Source organism: Gallibacterium sp. ZY190522, from assembly GCF_054166015.1.
The window spans coordinates 119,660-140,896 of record NZ_CM135118.1; the positions used below are offsets into that span (position 1 = coordinate 119,660).

At 41.3% G+C, this 21,237-nt stretch carries 21 protein-coding genes; 10 read left to right on the forward strand and 11 right to left on the reverse strand.

Features of this window, described 5'->3' with window-relative positions:
- Positions 1–84 precede the first annotated feature (84 nt).
- Together cmk and ACXPAV_RS00560 are read right to left on the reverse strand one after the other, a co-directional pair.
- Positions 85–765, reverse strand: a complete 681-nt coding sequence (cmk, locus tag ACXPAV_RS00555) for a (d)CMP kinase (protein ID WP_065233243.1) — start codon at positions 763–765, stop codon at positions 85–87.
- A gap of 98 nt (positions 766–863) precedes the next feature.
- Positions 864–2,192, reverse strand: a complete 1,329-nt coding sequence (locus tag ACXPAV_RS00560; protein ID WP_458003696.1) for a cation:proton antiporter — start codon at positions 2,190–2,192, stop codon at positions 864–866.
- A gap of 105 nt (positions 2,193–2,297) precedes the next feature.
- On the opposite strand from ACXPAV_RS00560, the gene ACXPAV_RS00565 reads away from it, so the two are divergent.
- On the forward strand, positions 2,298–3,173 hold the full coding sequence (locus tag ACXPAV_RS00565; RefSeq protein ID WP_039147250.1) for an endonuclease/exonuclease/phosphatase family protein: 876 nt from the start codon (positions 2,298–2,300) through the stop codon (positions 3,171–3,173).
- On the opposite strand, the gene ACXPAV_RS00570 is transcribed toward ACXPAV_RS00565, so the two are convergent.
- The 3 genes from ACXPAV_RS00570 to ACXPAV_RS00580 are packed head-to-tail and all read right to left on the reverse strand — an operon-like array spanning position 3,170 to position 5,340.
- Positions 3,170–3,850 carry a M15 family metallopeptidase gene (locus ACXPAV_RS00570; RefSeq protein ID WP_458004371.1) on the reverse strand — a complete coding sequence of 227 codons (681 nt, stop codon included), beginning with the start codon at positions 3,848–3,850 and terminating at the stop codon, positions 3,170–3,172. The genes ACXPAV_RS00565 and ACXPAV_RS00570 overlap by 4 nt on opposite strands.
- Positions 3,851–3,856: 6 nt before the next feature.
- A complete protein-coding gene (dapE, locus tag ACXPAV_RS00575; RefSeq protein ID WP_039138287.1) occupies positions 3,857–4,990 on the reverse strand; it encodes a succinyl-diaminopimelate desuccinylase in 1,134 nt (377 codons plus the stop codon).
- Positions 4,987–5,340 carry an ArsC family reductase gene (locus ACXPAV_RS00580; RefSeq protein WP_094933377.1) on the reverse strand — a complete coding sequence of 118 codons (354 nt, stop codon included), beginning with the start codon at positions 5,338–5,340 and terminating at the stop codon, positions 4,987–4,989. The genes dapE and ACXPAV_RS00580 overlap by 4 nt, the downstream gene beginning before the upstream one ends.
- Positions 5,341–5,446: 106 nt before the next feature.
- Here ACXPAV_RS00580 and ACXPAV_RS00585 point away from each other — a divergent pair, with 106 nt between their 5' ends.
- Positions 5,447–5,845 (forward strand): NUDIX hydrolase, encoded by a 399-nt coding sequence (locus ACXPAV_RS00585; RefSeq protein WP_285096457.1) that lies wholly within the window; start codon positions 5,447–5,449, stop codon positions 5,843–5,845.
- An 83-nt stretch (positions 5,846–5,928) separates the two neighbouring features.
- On the opposite strand, the gene ribA is transcribed toward ACXPAV_RS00585, so the two are convergent.
- Positions 5,929–6,552 carry a GTP cyclohydrolase II gene (gene ribA / locus ACXPAV_RS00590; protein ID WP_013745530.1) on the reverse strand — a complete coding sequence of 208 codons (624 nt, stop codon included), beginning with the start codon at positions 6,550–6,552 and terminating at the stop codon, positions 5,929–5,931.
- Between the two features lie 208 nt (positions 6,553–6,760).
- On the opposite strand from ribA, the gene nagK reads away from it, so the two are divergent.
- From nagK to yfaE, 5 genes are read left to right on the forward strand one after another with little or no spacing between them, the layout of a single operon-like run.
- Positions 6,761–7,678 (forward strand): N-acetylglucosamine kinase, encoded by a 918-nt coding sequence (gene nagK, locus ACXPAV_RS00595; RefSeq protein ID WP_039080876.1) that lies wholly within the window; start codon positions 6,761–6,763, stop codon positions 7,676–7,678.
- A 23-nt stretch (positions 7,679–7,701) separates the two neighbouring features.
- Entirely contained in the window at positions 7,702–8,349 is a 648-nt protein-coding gene (locus ACXPAV_RS00600) for a hypothetical protein (protein ID WP_013745528.1), read from the forward strand.
- Positions 8,350–8,362: 13 nt separating this feature from the next.
- Entirely contained in the window at positions 8,363–9,778 is a 1,416-nt protein-coding gene (locus tag ACXPAV_RS00605) for a nicotinate phosphoribosyltransferase (protein ID WP_458003697.1), read from the forward strand.
- 11 nt (positions 9,779–9,789) lie between these two features.
- A complete protein-coding gene (locus tag ACXPAV_RS00610) occupies positions 9,790–10,521 on the forward strand; it encodes a kinase (protein WP_458003698.1) in 732 nt (243 codons plus the stop codon).
- On the forward strand, positions 10,518–10,775 hold the full coding sequence (gene yfaE, locus ACXPAV_RS00615) for a class I ribonucleotide reductase maintenance protein YfaE (RefSeq protein WP_013745525.1): 258 nt from the start codon (positions 10,518–10,520) through the stop codon (positions 10,773–10,775). Before ACXPAV_RS00610 ends, yfaE begins: the two co-directional genes overlap by 4 nt.
- Positions 10,776–10,911: 136 nt before the next feature.
- Here yfaE and ACXPAV_RS00620 read toward each other — a convergent pair whose 3' ends face one another.
- The gene (locus tag ACXPAV_RS00620) at positions 10,912–13,050 is read right to left on the reverse strand and encodes a YadA-like family protein (protein ID WP_458003699.1); all 2,139 of its coding nucleotides are present in this window, start codon (positions 13,048–13,050) and stop codon (positions 10,912–10,914) included.
- 247 nt (positions 13,051–13,297) lie between these two features.
- Here ACXPAV_RS00620 and ACXPAV_RS00625 point away from each other — a divergent pair, with 247 nt between their 5' ends.
- Both ACXPAV_RS00625 and glmS read left to right on the forward strand, forming a co-directional pair.
- Positions 13,298–14,071: a DeoR/GlpR family DNA-binding transcription regulator gene (locus tag ACXPAV_RS00625; protein ID WP_039164432.1), complete on the forward strand. Its 774-nt coding sequence runs from the start codon at positions 13,298–13,300 to the stop codon at positions 14,069–14,071.
- Between the two features lie 22 nt (positions 14,072–14,093).
- Positions 14,094–15,926: a glutamine--fructose-6-phosphate transaminase (isomerizing) gene (gene glmS / locus ACXPAV_RS00630; RefSeq protein WP_458003700.1), complete on the forward strand. Its 1,833-nt coding sequence runs from the start codon at positions 14,094–14,096 to the stop codon at positions 15,924–15,926.
- An 85-nt stretch (positions 15,927–16,011) separates the two neighbouring features.
- On the opposite strand, the gene dapB is transcribed toward glmS, so the two are convergent.
- From dapB to ACXPAV_RS00650, 4 genes are read right to left on the reverse strand one after another with little or no spacing between them, the layout of a single operon-like run.
- The gene (gene dapB / locus ACXPAV_RS00635; RefSeq protein ID WP_039090633.1) at positions 16,012–16,824 is read right to left on the reverse strand and encodes a 4-hydroxy-tetrahydrodipicolinate reductase; all 813 of its coding nucleotides are present in this window, start codon (positions 16,822–16,824) and stop codon (positions 16,012–16,014) included.
- Positions 16,825–16,835: 11 nt separating this feature from the next.
- Entirely contained in the window at positions 16,836–17,927 is a 1,092-nt protein-coding gene (gene rlmM, locus ACXPAV_RS00640; protein WP_458003701.1) for a 23S rRNA (cytidine(2498)-2'-O)-methyltransferase RlmM, read from the reverse strand.
- Positions 17,928–17,954: 27 nt separating this feature from the next.
- Positions 17,955–18,350 (reverse strand): DUF423 domain-containing protein, encoded by a 396-nt coding sequence (locus tag ACXPAV_RS00645; protein WP_013745519.1) that lies wholly within the window; start codon positions 18,348–18,350, stop codon positions 17,955–17,957.
- Complete coding sequence (locus tag ACXPAV_RS00650; RefSeq protein ID WP_458003702.1) at positions 18,350–19,237, reverse strand: transcriptional regulator GcvA; 888 nt, start codon at positions 19,235–19,237, stop codon at positions 18,350–18,352. The genes ACXPAV_RS00645 and ACXPAV_RS00650 overlap by 1 nt, the downstream gene beginning before the upstream one ends.
- A gap of 538 nt (positions 19,238–19,775) precedes the next feature.
- Between ACXPAV_RS00650 and argG the strand changes: the two genes are divergently transcribed.
- Positions 19,776–21,107, forward strand: coding sequence for an argininosuccinate synthase (argG, locus tag ACXPAV_RS00655; RefSeq protein ID WP_039134568.1), 1,332 nt, complete (start codon positions 19,776–19,778; stop codon positions 21,105–21,107).
- Positions 21,108–21,237: the final 130 nt, after the last annotated feature.

Sequence of the window (21,237 nt, forward strand, 5' to 3'; positions counted from 1 at the left end):
AAGTTAATAACGACCGCTTAAATTCCTTATTAAACGGGGCTGATAATAAACGTCTATTCTTCCTTGAATAAACACAATATGATTCTATCCCAAATAAGGGCAACGCTGATGAATATGTTGCAATGCCAACGTGAAAACGTCATTAATAGAAAGGGAAGATGAATCTAACAGAATTGCATCATCGGCGGGTTTTAATGGAGCAACCGCACGATTTCTATCTCGGTAATCGCGTTCCTGAATTTCGGATAAAATCTGGGCAAAATTACCATTAATTCCCTTTTCCTGCAACTGTTTTAAACGTCTTTTTGCACGTTCTTCCGCTGAAGCATCCAAAAAAAACTTAATTTGAGCTTCTGGGAAAACAACTGTACCCATATCGCGACCATCTGCCACTAATCCGGGGGCTTGAGCAAAATCTCGCTGTTTTTGCAATAAAGCAGCACGTACTTGAGGGTATATTGCTATTCTGGAGGCATAATCTGCAACCTGTTGTGTACGAATAATATCGCTTACGTCTTCTTGATTTAGAAAAGTTTTTACGCCATTTTTGTCGCTTGAAAAGGAGATGTTGATCGTTTTGGCAAAAGCACTTAACGCCTTTTCATCAGAAAAATCAATATTATGTTTTGCTGCAGCTAAACCGAAAACACGATAAATAGCACCGGAGTCCAATAAATGAAAACCGAAATGTTGAGTCAATGCTTGACATAAAGTACCTTTGCCAACGCCGCTCGTGCCGTCAACAGTAATAATTGTAGTTGTCATAATTGTCTTCTGTTTCTTGATAAAAATATGCCGCACATAACGTGCGGCGAAATTGTGGTTAATTATACTCGTAATTCTTACTACAGCAAAGTTGAAACTTACTCTTGTGCGGAAGAGTGGTGTTCAAAATGTGAACTTGGAGTGAGATATTCCTCACGGTTCGGATCAACAAATTTTGATTTTTTAATCATTTTTTCAATGGTTACGCCTTGCACCAAAATTGAGAATACAACAATGGCATAAGTCATAATCAAGATAATATCTTTTACATCTGTGCCATTAACAAATACCGCTTTTGCCGGAATGGAAAGTGCCATAGCCAATGCCAAACCGCCACGTAGTCCACCCCACGTCATAATTTTTAAAGTGTAAGGGTTATAGGTGCGGAAAAAACGCAATATTGAGTATGGTATCCATAAGCTGATATAGCGTGCTGCTAAACAGACTGGAATTGCTAACAACATCATCAGAAAGCCTTGGAAGGTAAAATCAATCAGCAGTAGTGCAAAACCGATTAGAAAGAATAGTAGAGAGTTCAGGAAGTGGTCGATCATTTCCCAAAAATGATCAAGATAGCGTTGGCTTTGCTCAGAGAAACCGCGATGACGAGTCCAATTTCCTACCATAATACCAGAAACCACCATCGCTAATGCACCGGAAACTTCTAATAGATTTGCCAACATAAAACCAGCAGTTGGAATAGTTAAAGTTAATAAGATTTCTAAGCTACCATCATCAGTGGCTGAAATTAAGAGGTGAGCAACCAAGCCAAGTACAAAGCCAAAGATAATTCCGCCGATTGCCTCGTGTAGGAACAGATGTAAAATTTCGCTGGCGGACATCTGTTCACCGCTGAAAGCAACGGTAAAAATAGTAACGAAAATCACCAAACCGACACCATCATTAAACAGTGATTCGCCTTCAACCTGCATTGATAGACGTTTCGGTGCACGTAGATTTTTAATAATTGCCAATACGGCGATCGGGTCGGTAGGGGAGATTAAAGCGCCGAACAGCAAGCAGTAAATAAAATCGATCGGTAAGCCGATAAGATTAGCGATTAAGTAGATCAATGCACCGACAATAAACGTGGACGCCAGTGTTGAAAATAGTGCGAAGATCGTAATTTCCCATTTTTGATCACGCAATACCGGAATTTTTATGCCTAATGCGCCGGCAAACAGTAAGAAACCTAAAATTCCGTTAAGTAGAAAGCTTTTAAAGTCAATTTCCTGCATTACTTCAGTGGCAATGCTGTCAATTTGGAACCAACCAAGATAACCTAAGGTCAAAAGCAGCAATGAACCGATCATCGCAGCGGCGGTAATTGCAATAGTAGATTGAACTTTATCGCTGATTTTACTGGTGACAAAACCGAGTAAAATAGAAATTGCGGATAAAAAACAGATATATGTGTAAATGCCCATATAATAAGCCTTGTTGAAAAGTCATTAACGCGCGCTATTAAATCAATTAGTGAGCGATATGTAAAGTGTGCGATCGGGGTATATTGTAAAAAGTGAGCAATATTTATGAAAAAATTAATTAAATTAAGCGGTGTTTTTTTGCTGATGTTGATATTGGCGGTTATCGTATTTTTGTATCAATCATTAACCCTTTATCAGCCGCCGTTGACACAGTTTATTTCAATGAATGAAAAGCAGAGTTTTGAGCCCTTTGTTGAAATAGACAGCAAATTAAGTTGTTATCGTCCAATGTTGGACGCTGAAACAATTTCAACTACTCAACCATTGAAATTGTTGGTGTGGAATGTGCATAAAGGCGAAGATCAGGGATGGCAGTCATTATTGCTAAATTATGAAGAAAAAACAGATTTTATGTTATTGCAAGAGGCGACTTCTTTACAGAAATTACCGCAATTATTGCAACATATGCCGAATCAGCTGTTTGCCAGCGGCTTTGCTTATCGCGATATGCAATCCGGCGTGGCGATACTTTCACCGCTTTCGCCACAATATTATTGTAGTGCGGCGGTCGATGAGCCTTGGTTAGCGATTCCTAAAACCAGTGTATCTTCAGCATATCCGTTGGATAACGGCAAATTTTTATTAATGATTAATGTGCATATGGTCAATTTTGAGTGGGGAACGAGCGCATATCGCCAGCAGTTGGAACAAATTATGCAACAGCTACAGCAGCGCGTTGATGCGGTGATTATCGCCGGTGATTTTAATGCGTGGAATCAGGAACGGGCGGCGATATTACAACAGAAAATGGCACAATTCGGTTTACACGAAATCTCCTTTTCGCCGGATAATCGCTTACGTTTCAATGGCTTTCCGTTGGATCATATTTTTGTCAAAGGATTGAAAGCCGTTTCTGCGACCACGAAAAAAACAAAAGCGTCCGACCACAATCCAATGTGGGTCGAACTGACTTTTGATTAAAGAATAAATTGATCGAAAATCTCTTGCAGATGTTTAGTGAGGATCTTTTTGCCGGCGATGGTTTCATCCTTCCACGCCTCTAACAGCACATCAAGCGTGAGTAACGGCTGTAACTTTTCGGCAATCGGGCGATAGCTGATATGCCAAGGCTCAACCCCGACTTTTTTATCTTGCGGTAATTCGAGAAAAGGAAGATAAAAATCAAAGTCGCTCAGATGTTGTTGTAGAAATTCAACCAATGGCGCAAAGTAGCCGTTTTGTTGATACTCTTGCGGCTCTAATTGTAGCGATTGCCCTTTAGGCAAGAGATCCGGATCAAAAACATCAATTTCTGTGCCCCAATGATGGCGACTGGCGCCGGGCAACGCTGACCAACGCAGAATGGCTAAACATTTTTGCCATTCATTAAGCAATGAAAGATTAATGTTTTCGCCCTGATCATTGTGTACTTTTCTGATACCGTTGAATTTATTATCCCAAATCCATTTTTGGCGAGTGAAGTCGCGGAAAGAGCTTGCCGGCTGTAAATTAAAACCGGCTTTTTTCGCAGCTTGTTGCAATCCTTGAAAGGCTTTTACAACCGGCGGCTGTAAAAAATGCGCTGTGGAATAGGGTAAAGGTAATAACGCCAAATGTTGGCGAGATTTTCCGGTTAAGCAATCAAGTGAAAGCGGCAACATAATTTACGCTCCTAATAATGTGTTTAATATTTCTAAATGAGTAACCGCCAATTTTGCTAAATCTTCGCAGCTTACACATTCATCAATACGATGTATGGTTTTATTTAAAGGTCCAAGCTCAACCACTTCGGCACCCATTAAAGCGATAAAGCGACCATCGGAAGTACCTCCGCTGGTTTCTAATGTCGGCGTAATTGCCGCCACTTTTTGCAATGCGTGTACCACCGCATCGACCAATTTACCTTTAGCGGTTAAAAACGGCTGTCCTGATAGCCACCATTCAATCCGGTAATCCAGCTGGTGCTGTTTGAGGAGATTTTCAACACGTTGTTTAATCTTTTCATCACTGGTTTCGGTGTTAAAACGCAAGTTGAATTGCAGATAAAGTTCACCCGGAATAACATTGTTCGAGCCGGTGCCGGCGTGAATATTGGCAATTTGCAGACTAGTCGGTGGAAAGAAGTCATTGCCGTTATCCCATTTGATCTTCACCAGATCTTGAATAAAGCCGGCGGCTTTATGAATCGGATTATCGGCAAGATGAGGATAAGCAACGTGCCCTTGCACACCTTGAATATAAAGATTGCCGGTAATAGAGCCGCGGCGACCGTTTTTGACAATATCGCCCAATTTCGCCGTGCTGGACGGCTCACCGACCAAACAGTAATCGACTTGCTCACGGCGAGCCATTAAGGCTTGCACCACTTTGACCGTGCCGTCTTTCGCTGCCGCTTCTTCATCGGAAGTAATTAAAAAAGCGATGCGTCCTTTATGCTGCGGATGTTGCGACACAAACTGTTCCGCTGCCACCACCATTGATGCCAACGAACCTTTCATATCTGCGGCACCGCGACCATAAAGCACATCACCGACAATTTCCGCTGAAAAAGGCGGGTATTGCCACTGTTTTTCATCACCGGTCGGAACAACATCGGTATGTCCGGCAAAAACGATAGTCGGTGCGGAATCACCGTGAGTCGCCCATAAATTTAAGGTGTTACCGAACGGCATCCATTCAATGTTAAAGCCTAATTTGCTTAAACGATCGGCGATGACTTGCTGACAACCTTCATCTTTCGGACTAATAGAGGGACGACGAATTAAATCTTGTGCGAGTGTAATGACTTGCTGTTTCATTCCGCCACTCCAAAAGCCTGCGCATACTGTTTAGCATTAAAGCCGATAAGCTGCACCTTATCGCCCAACACGATCGGTCGTTTGATAAGCGTTGGCTGTTCAAGCAATAAAGAAAGTGCATTATCCTGATTAAGTTGATCTTTAACGGCTTGATCCAAATTACGCCACGTGGTGCTGCGTTTATTAATTAACGCTTCCCAACCGAACAATGCTTCAACCTGTTGTAAAAAAGCGGCATCAATGCCTTGCTGACGATAATCGTGCAGCGTTGCTTCAAGTTGATGTTGTGCCAACCAGGCAAGTGTCTTCTTGACGGTATCACAATTTTTTATTCCATAAACAGTCAACATAATGATCCTATTAAATAAAAAGGTTACGATTGTTAGAAAACTCACTATACTAGCAAACGATAGGGATGCAAGAAAAGACGCAAATAAAATTGGAGGAATAGCAAATATGCAACATATCGATAAATTAGCTTGGATTTTAATTAAAGATCGTCAACTATTAATGACACGTTCATACGGAAAAGATCAATATTATTTGCCGGGCGGCAAACGTGAAGCCGGAGAGAGCGATCAACAGGCGTTAATTCGTGAAATTAAGGAAGAGTTAAATGTTGATTTGATCCCGAACAGCTTGCAGCCGGTGGAAACATTCCAAGCTCAAGCACACGGCAAAGCGGAAGGCGTAATGGTGATTATGCGTTGTTATCAGGCGCAATATCAAGGTGAATTAATCGCAAGTGCAGAAATTGAAGAAATTCGCTGGATTACCAGTAAAGATCGAGCTATTTGCTCACAAGCCGGCTGTTTGGTGTTGGATTATTTATTGGAAAAAGGATTGATTGACTAAAAGAAAACGCTTTAAAGTGAGTTGAATCTTGAAGGAAAAGGTCGCACGATGGCGACCTTAATTATTTGAAAAATATGAAAAAATTAATGCTCTTTATCGCACTGACAGTCGTGAGAATGCACGATCATATGCCCCATTTTTTGCTCTTTAACGGTTAAATAATCGGTATTGTAACGGTTTTCGCCAACATTTAGCGGCACACGTTCCACCACATTAATACCGGCACGTTTCATTGTTTCGATTTTTTGTGGATTATTGGTTAATAAGCGAATCTCTTTTACGCCCAATAATTCAAAAATTTCCGCGCAAACAGTGAAATCACGTTCATCTTCTTTAAAGCCCAATGCCAAATTGGCTTCAATGGTGTCCATTCCCTGATCTTGCAAGGCATACGCACGGATTTTATTAATTAAACCGATGCCGCGACCTTCGGCACGATGGTAAATTAAAACGCCTCTTCCTTCGTTGCTGATCTGCTTAAGTGCTGCCTGTAATTGAAAACCGCAGTCGCATTTCAAGCTATGCAAAGCATCACCGGTTAAACATTCTGAATGAATTCTGGTAAGTACCGGTTTGCCGTTGGCGATATCTCCCATCACTAAGGCAACGTGTTCTTTGTGGGTTTGTGGATGTTCAAAACCTATAATTTGAAAAATACCAAATTCAGTAGGTAGGTTTGCTTTTGCGACAAGCTCAATTTTTGCCATATGTTCCTCACTGTTCTAATGCTTTTGCTTTCTTACATAGAGTATTTATTTGTATAACTCAAAAAATAAAAGGAAATCATTATATACATTATCAACCATTTTTGTTGCGGTTTTTAATTATTGTTGTAGTTGTTTTTATGAATGTAGCAGGTTTATTACAAAATAGGCTATAATTCCAGTAATTTTTTCAACTTACGTAGGTATAAATATGTTATATGGGATCGATATTGGTGGTACAAAAATAGAATTGGCAGCATTTAATCAGCAACTGGAGCGGCTGTACAGTGAGCGCATCAATACGCCGCAAACCAGTTATGAAGATTGGCTGAATGCGGTGGTGCAACTAGTGAAAAAAGCGGATCAAAAATTTGGCTGCAAAGGCACTGTCGGCATTGGCGTACCCGGTTTTGTGCGCCGTGATACCGGCATTGCCGAAATCACCAACATTCGCGTTGCTGATAATCAACCGATTGTGCGTGATTTGGAACAGCGTTTACAGCGTGAAGTGCGTGTTGAAAATGATGCCAACTGTTTTGCCCTTTCTGAAGCGTGGGATGAAGAGAGCAAACAGTATTCAACCGTATTAGGCTTGATTATCGGCACCGGTTTCGGTGGCGGTTTGGTTTTTAACGGCAAAGTGCATTCCGGCAAAGTGGGAATGGCGGGAGAGGTCGGTCATATCCAATTAAATTATCACGCTTTAAAACTGCTTGGCTGGGATAACGCCCCGATTTACCGTTGTGGTTGCGGCAATATCGCCTGTTTAGATACCTATTTATCCGGACGCGGATTTGAACTGTTACATCACGATTTACTGCACGAAAAATTGTCGGCAAAAGAGATCATCCAACGTTTTTATCAAAATGACGCCAAAACAGTTGAATTTGTCGAAAAATTTATTGAATTAATGGCGATCAGCATTGGTAATTTGATTACCGTACTTGATCCGGATGCTATTTTCTTAGGCGGAGGCTTATCCAACTTTGACTATATCTATGAAGCCTTGCCGAAACGTCTGCCACAACACTTAATGCGCAGTGCGGTTGTGCCGGCAATCCGTAAAGCAAAATACGGTGATTCCGGCGGTGTGCGTGGTGCGGCAGCACTATTTTTGAGTCGAGATTAATCATAAACAATGGAGAAATCATAATGATGAAAAGCAAAAATCTATCACTATTATTAAGTGTGGCGTTTGCATTTGTGTTGTCGGCGTGTAGCCAGTTGGCACTTCCCGGCAAAGAAAAGCCGGCGCCGGTAACAGAAAAAGTGGCAGAAAATGCCGAATTAAAAGCGATCAGCGACAGTGCAAAAAGTTTGCCGAGTTTTATTTATCAGACCGCTAACCAAACTTATACCACTTATTTCAGTGGTAAAAACATTGTTTATATTGATGTCAGCGGCAACAATGCAGAAAAAATCTATTTGAAAAACGGTCAAGTCATTGCGGTTGCTAACGGTGCAAAATTGTATGATTTCAAAGCTGACAATGCAGATGCACAAGCCGTCAAAGCGAAGAAAAATGCTGAAGCGTGGGTGAAAAAATTGGGTTATAACTCAGCAGATAGAAATATCGGCGCGGTTCGTACCGGCGAAGAGGCAAAACTCAATTATCTCTGTATTGCCAAAGTGCAACAGGTTGCCGGCACCAAACGTGTATTGCGTACTTCCGCTAACAGCGCCGGCAGCACTGAACGTTTAACCGCAAAAATGCGCTTGAACGGCAACCAGTTCTATCAGATGGATTGTATTTTATCAGGAGATAGAGTGGCAAAATTAAGCTTGATCGCAAATAAATAGAGGCGAAATCGCAATGGATAAAAACATTATTTTGATGAGTGATTCATACAAATACTCTCATTCACGCCAATATCCGCCGCAAATGACTTATATGCACCATTATATTGAAAGTCGTGGTGGTCGTTACGGTTATACCCAATTTTTCGGTTTACAGTATTATCTGAAAAAATACCTTTGCCAGCCGATCACACAAGCAATGATTGATGAAGCGGAACAAATTATGCGTTTGCACGGTTTGCCGTTTGATCGTGAAAATTGGCAATATATTTTGCAGCAGCATCAAGGTTATTTGCCGTTAAAAATCAGAGCAGTGCCGGAAGGCAGTTTGGTGAATAATCACAATGTATTGCTTACCGTTGAGAACACTGACCCTCGTTGTGCGTGGTTAGTGAGTTTTTTTGAAACTTTGCTGTTAAAAATTTGGTATCCGTGTACGGTTGCGACTTTATCTAACTCTTATCACCGCATTTGTCGTAAATTCTTACAGGAAACTGCCGATAGCTTGGATGCATTGCCGTTTATGTTGCACGATTTTGGTTATCGCGGTGTATCAAGTGAAGAGAGTGCGCAGCTTGGTGGTGCAGCACATCTGCTGAATTTCAAAGGTACGGATAACGTTGGGGCATTATTGATGTTGCGCCAATATTACCACGCAGAAATGGCAGGTTTCAGTGTGCCGGCAGCGGAACACAGCACCATCACCTCGTGGTCAAAAGCGCGCGAAGTAGAGGCTTACGAGCATTTATTGGACACTTATCAAAATTCTGTCATTTCCATTGTGGTTGACAGTTACGACTATTACAAAACCATTGAAGAGGTGTTCTGTGGCAAATTAGCGGAAAAAGTGAAACAGCGTAAATTTCCGCTCGTGCTTAGACCGGACAGCGGCGATGCGATTAGCAATGTGCTTTTTGCTTGTGAACGTTTGGGAAACACTTTTGGCGTTACTGTTAATAGCAAAGGTTATAAGGTATTGAATAATGTCAAAGTTTTACAGGGTGACGGCATTAATGAAAATACTACGTGGGATTTGTTGAAAGCATTAAAAGATAACCAATATTCAGTGGAAAATGTGATTTTGGGGTGTGGCGGCTCTTTGTTGCAAGGTAATTTAACCACCAGTATCAATCGTGATACACACCGTTTTGCGATGAAATGTAGTTGCGTAATTACCGAAGGTAAATTAGTGGATGTATATAAAGCACCGATAACTGATAAGGGCAAGGTGAGCAAAAAAGGGCGTTTGGATTTGATCTGGAACGGGGAAAAATATCAAACGATCAACATCGATCATCTGCCGTTAAATCAATATGCCGAAAACTCAATGATGCAGACCGTTTTTGAGAACGGAAAATTATTAGTGGATTGGTGTTTGGACGATATTCAGTATAATGCACAGAAAAATCAACCTAAAATCGAACAGCAGTAATTTGGTGGAGTATGCATTTTTCTGATTATGTGGAAAAGTTGGTAGCGGAAAACCCGAAAGAACGGGTTTTCCCTTTTCAATTTGAGGGTAAAAAATATTGGCTAAAACAGGTGGAGCGCACCAGTGGCGCAATGAGATTGTTGAAGCCTAATCCACAAGCAGCGTTGCAACGAGAGATTAAAACATTACAGTATCTTAACCACAAACAGGCAGCAGTTGCCAAACTAGTGTTAGTCAGTGAGCGTTATTTTGTGATCGAAGATGTTGGGCAGTCAGTCAAACGTTATATCTACGATCGAAATATCTCACCTGAATTTAAACAACGTTTATTGCACGATGCCGCGTTGGCGTTGGCAAATTTACATCAAAAAAAACTCTATCACGGCAGACCGGCGATTCGTGATATGGGTTGGTTGGAAGACGGCGTGCGTTTTATCGATTTTGAATCGAAAGTGTTCAGCCATAATTTAAATAAACAACAGGCACGTGATTTGCTGTTTTATATTCATAGTCTTTATGTCAGTGAAGAGATTTCCGATCAGGAAATTGAGCAAAGCATTGCGGTTTATCGCCAAAACGGCGGTGAGCAGCAGTGGCAATATACTTGTTGCTTGGTGCAGAAATACCGTTGGCTCTATTATCTGTTATTGCCGTTTACGCCAATTGCGAGAACGGATTTGATCGCCTTAATGAAACTGTTTAAATTTTTCTTGTATTATCAAAAGGATAAAAATAGACAATGAAAGTTTATCAGGTGCATTTGAAACAACGGCAACAGACATTGTTGCACGATAATCAAATCTCTTTATTGGAAAATCTGGAACAGCATCAGATTGCGCACGAATATCAATGCCGCTCCGGTTATTGCGGTGCTTGTCGAGCGAAGATGCTGCAAGGTTCGGTGCGTTATCGCCAACCGCCATTGGCTTTTTTGCAACCGGATGAAATTCTGCTCTGTTGTTGTCAGTTGGAACAGGATATTGTGTTGGATTTATAGCGGATTGCCGCTTTCAGCAAAAATTCCTCTTCATTTCGTGTAAAAAATTTATCGCATAAAATCACATAAAAAGTGCATAAAAATGGGGCGTTTGATCTACACCCCATTGTTTTAAATTATTGCAATATCGGCTGAATTAGAATTCGTAACCCACACCGGCACCGACACCATATTTACCGTTGGAGTCACTGGTTCCGGAAAGTTTCAAAATCACGTTGCCTTTTTCGTTTGTATGAGATACCCCGATTGCCACCGCAGATTCACCGCCGTAGCTGCCGCTCGCAATCGCAATCATTGATTTACCGCTGTGCATTGCGTGCGGTAAATTACCGACTGCAATAGCAGATGCTGTACCAGCGTCAGAGTGTTTTTCCATTTTCTGTTTCATTCGATGTAATTGACGCACATTAACCGCATCGGTTGGTTGTACACCATCAGCCACATTGCTAATACGATTGCCGCCGTTATCTAAGCCACGAGAAGTTAAAGAGACTGGAGCTTGGTTGTTGCTGTTTACGGTTACTCCACTGGCATTGACAGTGGTATGTTGGCTGCCGTTGTTGACGTTAACACTTTCAGCGCTGACTTTAGTAGATTGTTTGCCGTTATTAATAGTCACACTTTCGGAGTCCATTTTGGTGGATTTGCCGTTCTTACCTTTGCTTAAAGTTACACTTTCGGTGGTAATATCTTTGGCTAATCTTAACTTCAAACCGTCCTTCTCTGTTTCCACACCGATATTGGCATTGTGAGATAAACCGGTTGCACCGCCATTAATGTTTAAAGTATCACCGCTTTTCACTTGAGCAGCTTCACCGATATCACCTTTCACTTTAAAATCAGTGCCGCCACCGTTATTGGTTGCAGAGATAACATAGGTGTTATCTGCTCCCTCTTTTTTCTTGATAGAAACATTATCACCGGCTTCATATTGAATGGTAGAGGTTCCATTACCTGTATTCGTATTGGCAGCTGCCACGGTTATCGTACCATAGTCGGGTTTTGTCGGATCATCCTGTTTTGTAATCGTTACACCATCGCCGGCCTTAATGCCGTTAAAGAGTACACCTCGCAACTGACGCAGATTCACCGCATCCGTTTCATCGGTCCCATCGGCAAGATGTTTAATCTGACGAACGTAATTGCCTTCTCGTACCACCTCTAGCCTCAAATTTATAAGTTTGTCTACATAGCGAGGACCGCCGATAGAAATAGCACCGGTTAGATATTCTCCATTTGCGTTACCATCGCTACCTAAGTTACCGCTCTGTCTAAGGGTAATACCGGAGAACAGTGCCGGTTTACTCAAGGTCCCTGTAGTTTCATCCATATCGTCTTTTGTAACAGCGGAATAGGCACCTAAGGCAACGCTGTTATCAGATAAAGCCTTTGACCATCTCCCGATAGCAACTGGCGCAGATACATTATCTCTTGTTAATGCATACTGCCATCCTAATGCAGTTAAAATACTATCATGGGATGCAGCACTATCTCTTGCTAAGTCATCCAAACTGTTAATTCCGTAGGTATAAAATAACCCGACATATTTATCGAAAATATTTTGTCGTACTTTATTCAGACCTTCTTCCGTACCATCATACGCGCCGAAAAGATCCGGGTACTGCGTCTGCAACTGTTGATAGTAAGGCTGTTGATCATAATCTATCTCATTAAAAAAGAAATCCCATGCCCTGTCCGTTCCTGCCACCGCCTGGCTACCAATAGCAATTGCGTCATCTCCTGTAGACACTGTTTTTAGCCCAATCCCGATACTTGTTCCATTTACAAAATTATCCCAACCGATAGCAACGGCATTAGAAAAGACAGGATTTCTAAAATTTCCCGCTGTATTACGTGCCCCAATCGCAACACCATTGCGTCCCATAACTTTATTTGCTTCACCAACAGCAGTGCCAAAATATCCTACGGCTCTATTATTATTCCCGATAACAACAGAATTTTTGGTCTTCGCATAACGATAATTATCGTTACCACCCACTACTAAATTATCGTCTCCATTAGCGCCTCCGGGAATAAGAGCCATAGCGTTTACATTACTGTCATACCTGAATTTGCTGAATGTATCAATGAACCACGTTTGTTCTTCATCTGTCAGAGCCTCTCCGGCAGCTATTTTTTTTATGACCGCTGCCTGATCTACAGCCGCATTTGCTGTTAACGGTAAAAGACTAATACCCCCCCCCAAGAGAATTCCAGTTAAAACAATAAATTGCGAACGTTTACGATAATAAGCGGCAACCTGATTTAATTTCATTTTTAGCTCCTTATTTTCAACGAATTTAATAAATAGACACTTCATTTGACATCATAAAACTACACCGCTTTCTTGTTAAATTTTTAATTAGAGATCTGTTAACCAAATCACAAATTTTCCTTAAATTTACATTTAATCTTTTGCAAAAAGTGAAGAAATTTGCTGCTAAAACGAAATAGCATTTGTCAGCGTTTTTTTATTTTGCTATATTTCGCTTCGAAATTTAAAAGGAGCGATTCAAAACATAATGGCTACTAAAAGAAACACTAAACAACGCCGTCACGCTATTCTTAAATGCCTTGAAGAACAAGGCGAAGTGACAGTTGAACAGCTTGTCAATCAATTTGAAACATCAGAAGTTACGATTCGTAAGGATCTGTCCGCATTGGAACAAAACGGCTTATTACTGCGCCGTTATGGCGGTGCAGTATTAATGCCTGCCGACGTGTTGGCGGAAGAGGAGATTGAAGCGCTTTCACCGCAGAAAGTGGCTATTGCCAAAATTGCCGCCGCCCAAATTCGTGATCACAACCGCATTATTATCGACACCGGTAGCACCACTTCCGCATTAATCAGCCAGCTGAATAAAAAACAGGGCTTGGTGGTGATGACCAATTCGTTAAGCGTTGCCGCTGAATTGCGCCAGTTGGAGAATGAACCGACTTTATTAATGACCGGCGGCACTTGGGATGCCTCGTCCGATTCATTTCAGGGCAAAGTGGCGGAGCAGGTGCTTCGTTCCTATGATTTTGACCAATTATTTATCGGTGCGGACGGCATTGATTTGCAGCGTGGCACGACAACCTTTAATGAATTGGTCGGTTTGAGCCGTGTTATGGCGGAGGTTTCACGAGAAGTGATTGTGATGGTGGAATCGCAAAAAATCGGACGCAAAATGCCAAATCTGGAACTGACTTGGCAACAGATTAACTGTTTGATCACCGATGATCATATTGATGCGGCGATTAAACAACAGATTGAAAATCTTGGTGTAGACGTGCTTATTGCCGCTACAAACTAACTTATTGAAAAAGGAAAAAATTATGTGTGGAATTGTTGGTGCAGTCGCACAACGTGATGTTGCAGAAATTTTAATTCAGGGCTTACACCGTTTAGAGTATCGTGGTTACGATTCCGCCGGTGTGGCAGTGGTGGATGCTAACCATAACTTACAACGTGTTCGCCGAGTCGGTAAAGTGAAAGCGTTGGATGAAGCGGTGGAAAAACAGCCGTTAATCGGTGGTACAGGGATTGCACATACACGTTGGGCAACGCACGGTGAACCGTCCGAAACCAATGCGCATCCGCATATGTCGGGCGATATTGCGGTGGTGCATAACGGTATTATCGAAAATTATCAAGAGCTTAAAGCAGAGTTACAACAACGTGGTTATCAATTTGTTTCTCAAACTGATACTGAAGTGATTGCGCATTTGGTGCATTGGGAGTTTGAACATTGTCACGACTTATTAAAAGCAGTGCAACAAGCGGTGACACAATTAACAGGGGCTTATGGGATGGTTGTGATGCATCGTCAACAACCGGAGCATTTAATTGCTGCTCGTTCTGGCAGCCCATTGGTTATCGGTTATGGTGTTGGTGAAAACTTCCTTGCTTCCGACCAGTTAGCGTTATTGAACGTGACGCGCCGTTTCAGTTTCTTGGAAGAGGGGGATGTGGCGGAAATTACGCGCCGCAGCGTCACCATTTATAACCGTTTAGGCGAAAAAGTGGAACGTCCGATTTCAGAATCAAATTTAGAACAGGATGCAGCGGATAAAGGGCAATTCCGTCACTTTATGCAGAAAGAGATTTTTGAACAGCCGACCGCGATTATTAATACGTTGGAAGGTCGTATTGCGCACGACAGCGTGATTGTCGAAAGTATCGGCAGCAAAGCCAAATCTATTTTGGAAAATGTCAAACACGTGCAGATTGTGGCGTGCGGTACCTCCTACAATTCAGGAATGGTGGCGCGTTACTGGTTTGAAGCATTGGCAGGTGTGAGTTGTGATGTGGAAATTGCTTCCGAATTCCGTTATCGCAAATTTGTTACACGTCCGAACAGCCTGTTATTAACGCTTTCTCAATCCGGGGAAACCGCTGATACTTTGGCAGCATTACGTTTGGCAAAAGAGAAAGGTTATATGGCGGCGATGACCATTTGTAATGTTGCCGGTTCATCGTTGGTGCGTGAGTCCGATTTAGCGTTTATGACGCGTGCCGGTGTGGAAATTGGTGTGGCTTCAACCAAAGCCTTTACCACACAATTGGTGTCAATGTTGATGTTGGTGGTGGCGATTGGTAAATTGAACGGCAGCATTTCACCGGAAAAAGAGAAAGAGATTGTGCAAGCGTTGCACACTGTGCCGACCGACATTGAAAAAGCGTTGGTGTTCGATAAACAGATCGAAAAATTGGCAGAAGATTTTGCAGAAAAACACAACGCGTTGTTCTTAGGGCGTGGTGAATTTTATCCAATCGCAATGGAAGCGGCATTGAAATTAAAAGAAATTTCTTATATTCACGCAGAAGCCTATGCCGCCGGTGAATTGAAACACGGGCCGTTGGCATTGATTGATGCCGATATGCCGGTGATTGTGGTTGCACCGAATAACGATTTATTGGAAAAAGTGAAATCTAATATTGAAGAGGTGCGCGCCAGAGGCGGTCAATTATATGTGTTTGCTGATGCGGAAGCCGGTTTCCAAGACAGCGATAATATGAAAATTATCACAATGCCGAAAGTGAATGAAATCACCGCACCGATTTATTACACCGTGCCGATGCAGTTGCTCTCCTATTATGTGGCGATTATTAAAGGTACGGATGTTGACCAACCTAGAAATTTAGCGAAAGCGGTAACGGTTGAGTAAGTTAAAAGCAAATTGGAGCAAAATAAGAATGGTGAATAGCGTTTGCTTTTCACCATTTTTTATTTCAAGATTTGGGTTTCGTAGATTAAAGATTATTCAAGTCAAGAACATCGGTCATATCGAACAGACCTTTGTCGTGATTAGCCAACCATTTGGCAGCACGCACCGCACCGTTGGCGAAAGTCATCCGGCTGGAGGCTTTGTGTGCAATTTCAACACGTTCACCTTCATCGGCAAACCAAACGGTATGTTCACCGACAACATCACCGGCACGAATAGTGGCAAAACCGATTTGATCCTGTTTACGTTCGCCGGTAATGCCTTCACGAGCATAAACGGCGTGATCTTTTAAGTTTTTTCCCATTGCTTTGGCAATGTGTTCACCCATTGATAATGCTGTGCCGGAAGGTGCATCCACTTTATGGCGGTGGTGAGCTTCGATAATTTCGATATCGCAATAATCGCCCATCACTTTGGCTGCTTTTTCCAACAGTTTGAACACAAGGTTTACGCCGACACTGTAATTTGAAGCAAAGACAATGCCGATTTTTTCGGCAGCTTGTTTAATTGCCTGTTTTCCCTGTTCATCAAAACCGGTAGTGCCAATAACCATTTTTTTATTATTGGCACTACAGAAGGCTAAATGCGCCAATGTGCCTTCCGGACGAGTGAAATCGATTAAAACATCAAAATTATCTGCCTGCTGTGCCAAATTATCGGAAACGGTAATGCCGTTATGTCCGATACCGGCAAGCTCGCCGGCATCGCTGCCGACCAAGCTTGAACCTTCTCTTTCAAATGCGGCAGTGAGCTGCACTCCGTCCGCTTTGCTGATGGCTTGAATTAGTTGGCGCCCCATACGACCGCCGGCGCCGACAACGGCAATTCTTAAACTCATAAACTCCTCAATTAATTGTTGGTTAAATAGATATGTACTGTGATCTCCTCACGATCGTGATATAGATGTTTCGCGTGAAGTTTGTAATCCAAGCCTTCATCCAGCAATTTTTGCTCAATCAGGAAGATACATTTTTGTACTTCTTCATAGCGTTTTTTCATCGGTAATTTGAGGTTAAAAATAGTTTCACTGCACCAGCCTCTGGTTAGCCATTTAGCGATAAGCTCGGCAATACGAATCGGTTGTTCGACCATATCACAAACCAACCAGTCAATATGGTGATCGACAGGTGGTTCAAATTTGAAGCCGTCTTCCGAGCAGTGTTCAACACGACCGCTTTCCATTAAACTTTCATCAATTTTACCGTGATCAACCGCGTAGACGAAAAGCCCACGGCGCACAAGCTGATAGGTCCAACCACCCGGGCAAGCGCCTAAATCAACCGCATAATGATGTTCGGTTAAACGTGCAGATTGCTCCTTTGGAGAGAGAAATGTCTTAATTGCTTCTTCCAATTTTAAGGTAGAACGACTAGGTGCAGAATGTGGGAAGCGTAAGCGTTTAATACCCATAAAATCAGGAGAGTGGTTGTTGTTATAAGAGTAACCGAGATAACAATTTTCTGAATCTGTAAAGAAGAGATGAAGCGTAATATTTTCCCAACGTTTGGTGGTGTCGATATTGAAATAGCCTAGTGTTTTCATTTTTTGTCGTAGCGGTACGGTAAATTTGCGGCAGAATGTGAGCAATTCTTTTGCTTTATTGGTGTCCGCTGTTTCCACCCAAAGATCAGTAAATTGTTCCAATTTCAACGAAGACTCTTTCAATGTTTTGATAATCGGTGTGATTCGATCTGAATTCTCCGCGAAATTCATCTTCTGAACAACCGCGAACCATTGACGACAGAAAATCAACGAATGGAACGGAAGTTCGGTTATTAATGCTTGTACATCTTCTTTGCTGTTACATTCAAAGATAACAAACGCACTCTTATCTTCTGTTTTGGCAAAGCCATAAACCCCCAAATTAGCTGCTTTATCAGTGATTTCCGCAGCCAATTCTTTTTCAAAACCGGCACGGCAATAGAGGATGATTTGATTCATAGCACTTTCCTGTAAGTTAGAACGATGTTATTTACTAAAAGGATAACGTATCCCGGTATAGATTAAATTACCCCATCCCAATAAAAAGCAGAGACCGCCGAACGGCGTAAGATGCGCTAAACTTTTATTACCAGTAATAGCTAAACAATATAAGCTAAAACAGAATAATACAATACCACAAAGCCAACAATAACCGCTAAAAGCAATTTTTTTAGTTAATTTTTTATCATTAGACGGCAATAATGAGAATATAGCAATGCAGAACAATGCTAATGTATGAAAAACTTGGTAATTCCAACCGGTTTGTAACCAATGTTGAGCCTGTTCGGAAAGTTGTTCACTTAATACGTGAGATGAAAATGCACCGAAAGCGACACAAAAAAAGCCGTTGAGTGCGGTGAAAATTAAAAAACGTTTAAACATTATTTTTCTTGCCCCATTACTGAAATCAACCAATCACGAAATGCTGTTACTTTATCATCATTTTCACGATCCGGGTGATAAACCACATAAAATGATTTCGGATCTTGAAGTTGTAAATGCAACACTTCCTGAAGATTGCCTTGCTGAAGTTCTTGCTCCGCTAATAGTTCATTGGCTAAAACAACACCTTGTTCGTGAATCGCCGCCTGCAATGCCATAAAGGTGTGGCTGAATACCGGATTATGTTGCAGATCGATATTTTCTAATTTTAATGCTTTCAAAGCCATCTGCCAGTTATCGCGGTTATGTACGTGCAGCAATGTGTGCTGTCGCAAGTCTTCGGCGTGATGAATCGGATGAGAGTGGAGCAGTTCCGGCGAGGCGAGAATCAGTAGTCGAGCCTCTTTCAAGCGTTTTACGGTTAAGCTGTTCCAATCACCTTTACCGTAATAAACGGCAATATCGACTTCCTGCGTCAATAAACCTTCATCCTGATCAACACCGTTAATGCGGACATCAATATTAGGATAGCGTTGATTAAATTCGCTAAGACGAGGAACCAACCATTGCATCCCGAATGTTTGCGGAATATTGATCGAGATCACGTTTTGTTCTTTATTTCGGGTAAGGCGTTCGGTCGCGTCTATTAATTTTTTTAATATGTTGGCAACGTCAAAAAAATAAATTTTGCCTGCTTCAGTGAGTTCAAGTGTACGATTTTTGCGCAAAAAAAGAGCAGTACCTAAAAAATCTTCTAAAATTTTTATTTGGTGACTAATGGCGGCTTGAGTAACAAATAGCTCTTCTGCAGCTTTGGTGAAACTTAAATGTCTAGCAGCGGCATCAAAGGCTTTCAGGGCATTTAAGGGAGGCAAACGTTTAACCATAATTTCCAATCCATTATAAAAATTTTTCGTTAGTATTTATTTTATTTGTTATTAGTTTTTTTTATGCTAAAGATAAAAAAAAATTGTTTGTCTATTGTTAGGTTGACCCCTAGAATGGCGTCATACTTAATGATTGGTCATTCCTTACTAGTTAATGAGTTTCAGATTCTTAAGTATGATGTTGTGTTTGCATATTAGTCTAGATTTTCTAGACTGAGTAACTGAGAAGTTACTCATTTCACTTCCTGTATATTTTTATAAACTCTATTTAGTTTATATGCCACTTAATCTTTTAAGTGGCATTTTTTTCGTTCGGATTTTAGCATAGCCGGATCATCTTCTCTATAATGTTTTTCTTGAATCGCACGGCTTTCGTTTAAAAAGATATTTTTATGCAAATAAATGAATTTTTATGCATATTTACTGCATTTTTATTTTTAAATTTTATAGACAGTTGTCTGATTTTAGGGAATAATAGCGACTCGGTAAATGTTCGTTTTATCACACTATCAAACACATCTCATTAATAGGAATTAATATGTCAACAACAATTCTCGAATCACTTCCAGTAGGTCAAAAGGTTGGTATTGCTTTCTCTGGCGGATTAGATACTAGCGCAGCATTGCTTTGGATGCGTCAAAAAGGTGCGGTTCCTTATGCTTATACCGCAAATTTAGGACAACCTGATGAAGATGACTACGATGCTATTCCGCGTAAAGCGAAAGAATACGGTGCGGAAAATGCTCGTTTAATTGACTGTCGTAGCCAATTAGCAAATGAAGGTATTGCGGCAATTCAATGTGGCGCATTCCATATTAGCACGGGTGGAGTGACTTATTTCAACACTACTCCGCTTGGACGTGCGGTAACAGGTACAATGTTAGTTACTGCAATGAAAGAGGATGATGTCAATATTTGGGGTGACGGCAGTACCTTTAAAGGCAATGACATTGAACGTTTCTACCGTTATGGTTTATTGACTAATCCAAAATTGAAAATTTATAAACCGTGGTTAGATCAACAATTTATTAATGAACTTGGCGGTCGTCACGAGATGTCCGAATTCTTAATTGCAAATGGCTTTAATTATAAAATGTCGGTAGAAAAAGCTTACTCTACTGATTCAAATATGCTTGGGGCAACTCACGAAGCAAAAGATCTGGAGTTTTTAAACAGTGGAATTCGTATCGTAAATCCTATTATGGGTGTTGCTTTCTGGAAAGATGACGTGGCAATTAAAGCGGAAGAAGTTACTATTCGTTTTGAAGAGGGGATTCCGGTAGCGTTAAACGGCAAAACTTTTGCTAATGCAGTTGATCTTTTCTTAGAAGCGAATCGTATCGGTGGACGCCACGGCTTAGGAATGTCTGATCAAATTGAAAACCGTATCATCGAAGCGAAAAGTCGCGGTATTTATGAAGCACCGGGAATGGCATTGTTGCATATCGCTTATGAACGTTTGGTCACAGGAATCCATAATGAAGATACTATTGAACAATATCGTATCAATGGTTTACGTTTAGGTCGCTTGCTTTATCAAGGTCGTTGGTTCGATCCACAGGCATTAATGTTGAGAGAAACTGCTCAGCGTTGGGTTGCTCGTGCTATTACTGGTGAAGTGACACTTGAATTACGTCGTGGTAATGATTATTCAATCCTTAACACTGAATCACCAAACTTAACTTATCAGCCGGAACGCTTAAGTATGGAAAAAATTGAAAATGCACCGTTTGATCCGAAAGACCGTATTGGGCAATTAACAATGCGTAATTTGGATATTACCGATACTCGTGACAAGCTAGGCATTTACACCGAAACAGGTTTGTTATTGAACAATTCTGCATTTCCTCAATTAGGTAAAAAAGAGTAATTTTTTAATCCCTACCAATCGCTAAAAATCGTTAAGGTTTTTAGCGATTTATTTCTTTAATCACGCTTTTGCGCTATTTTTGATCCACGTTTTATCGTTATTTTTGCTATACTTCTGCGCTTAGTACAGT

What these genes read in the sequence shown, in the direction of transcription:
- cmk (WP_065233243.1), bottom strand. Translation starts at nt 765, where the DNA reads ATGACAACTACAATTATTACTGTTGACGGCACGAGCGGCGTTGGCAAA.
- ACXPAV_RS00560 (WP_458003696.1), bottom strand. Translation starts at nt 2,192, where the DNA reads ATGGGCATTTACACATATATCTGTTTTTTATCCGCAATTTCTATTTTA.
- ACXPAV_RS00565 (WP_039147250.1), top strand. Translation starts at nt 2,298, where the DNA reads ATGAAAAAATTAATTAAATTAAGCGGTGTTTTTTTGCTGATGTTGATA.
- dapE (WP_039138287.1), bottom strand. Translation starts at nt 4,990, where the DNA reads ATGAAACAGCAAGTCATTACACTCGCACAAGATTTAATTCGTCGTCCC.
- ACXPAV_RS00580 (WP_094933377.1), bottom strand. Translation starts at nt 5,340, where the DNA reads ATGTTGACTGTTTATGGAATAAAAAATTGTGATACCGTCAAGAAGACA.
- ACXPAV_RS00585 (WP_285096457.1), top strand. Translation starts at nt 5,447, where the DNA reads ATGCAACATATCGATAAATTAGCTTGGATTTTAATTAAAGATCGTCAA.
- ribA (WP_013745530.1), bottom strand. Translation starts at nt 6,552, where the DNA reads ATGGCAAAAATTGAGCTTGTCGCAAAAGCAAACCTACCTACTGAATTT.
- nagK (WP_039080876.1), top strand. Translation starts at nt 6,761, where the DNA reads ATGTTATATGGGATCGATATTGGTGGTACAAAAATAGAATTGGCAGCA.
- ACXPAV_RS00600 (WP_013745528.1), top strand. Translation starts at nt 7,702, where the DNA reads ATGATGAAAAGCAAAAATCTATCACTATTATTAAGTGTGGCGTTTGCA.
- ACXPAV_RS00605 (WP_458003697.1), top strand. Translation starts at nt 8,363, where the DNA reads ATGGATAAAAACATTATTTTGATGAGTGATTCATACAAATACTCTCAT.
- ACXPAV_RS00610 (WP_458003698.1), top strand. Translation starts at nt 9,790, where the DNA reads ATGCATTTTTCTGATTATGTGGAAAAGTTGGTAGCGGAAAACCCGAAA.
- yfaE (WP_013745525.1), top strand. Translation starts at nt 10,518, where the DNA reads ATGAAAGTTTATCAGGTGCATTTGAAACAACGGCAACAGACATTGTTG.
- ACXPAV_RS00620 (WP_458003699.1), bottom strand. Translation starts at nt 13,050, where the DNA reads ATGAAATTAAATCAGGTTGCCGCTTATTATCGTAAACGTTCGCAATTT.
- ACXPAV_RS00625 (WP_039164432.1), top strand. Translation starts at nt 13,298, where the DNA reads ATGGCTACTAAAAGAAACACTAAACAACGCCGTCACGCTATTCTTAAA.
- glmS (WP_458003700.1), top strand. Translation starts at nt 14,094, where the DNA reads ATGTGTGGAATTGTTGGTGCAGTCGCACAACGTGATGTTGCAGAAATT.
- dapB (WP_039090633.1), bottom strand. Translation starts at nt 16,824, where the DNA reads ATGAGTTTAAGAATTGCCGTTGTCGGCGCCGGCGGTCGTATGGGGCGC.
- rlmM (WP_458003701.1), bottom strand. Translation starts at nt 17,927, where the DNA reads ATGAATCAAATCATCCTCTATTGCCGTGCCGGTTTTGAAAAAGAATTG.
- ACXPAV_RS00645 (WP_013745519.1), bottom strand. Translation starts at nt 18,350, where the DNA reads ATGTTTAAACGTTTTTTAATTTTCACCGCACTCAACGGCTTTTTTTGT.
- ACXPAV_RS00650 (WP_458003702.1), bottom strand. Translation starts at nt 19,237, where the DNA reads ATGGTTAAACGTTTGCCTCCCTTAAATGCCCTGAAAGCCTTTGATGCC.
- argG (WP_039134568.1), top strand. Translation starts at nt 19,776, where the DNA reads ATGTCAACAACAATTCTCGAATCACTTCCAGTAGGTCAAAAGGTTGGT.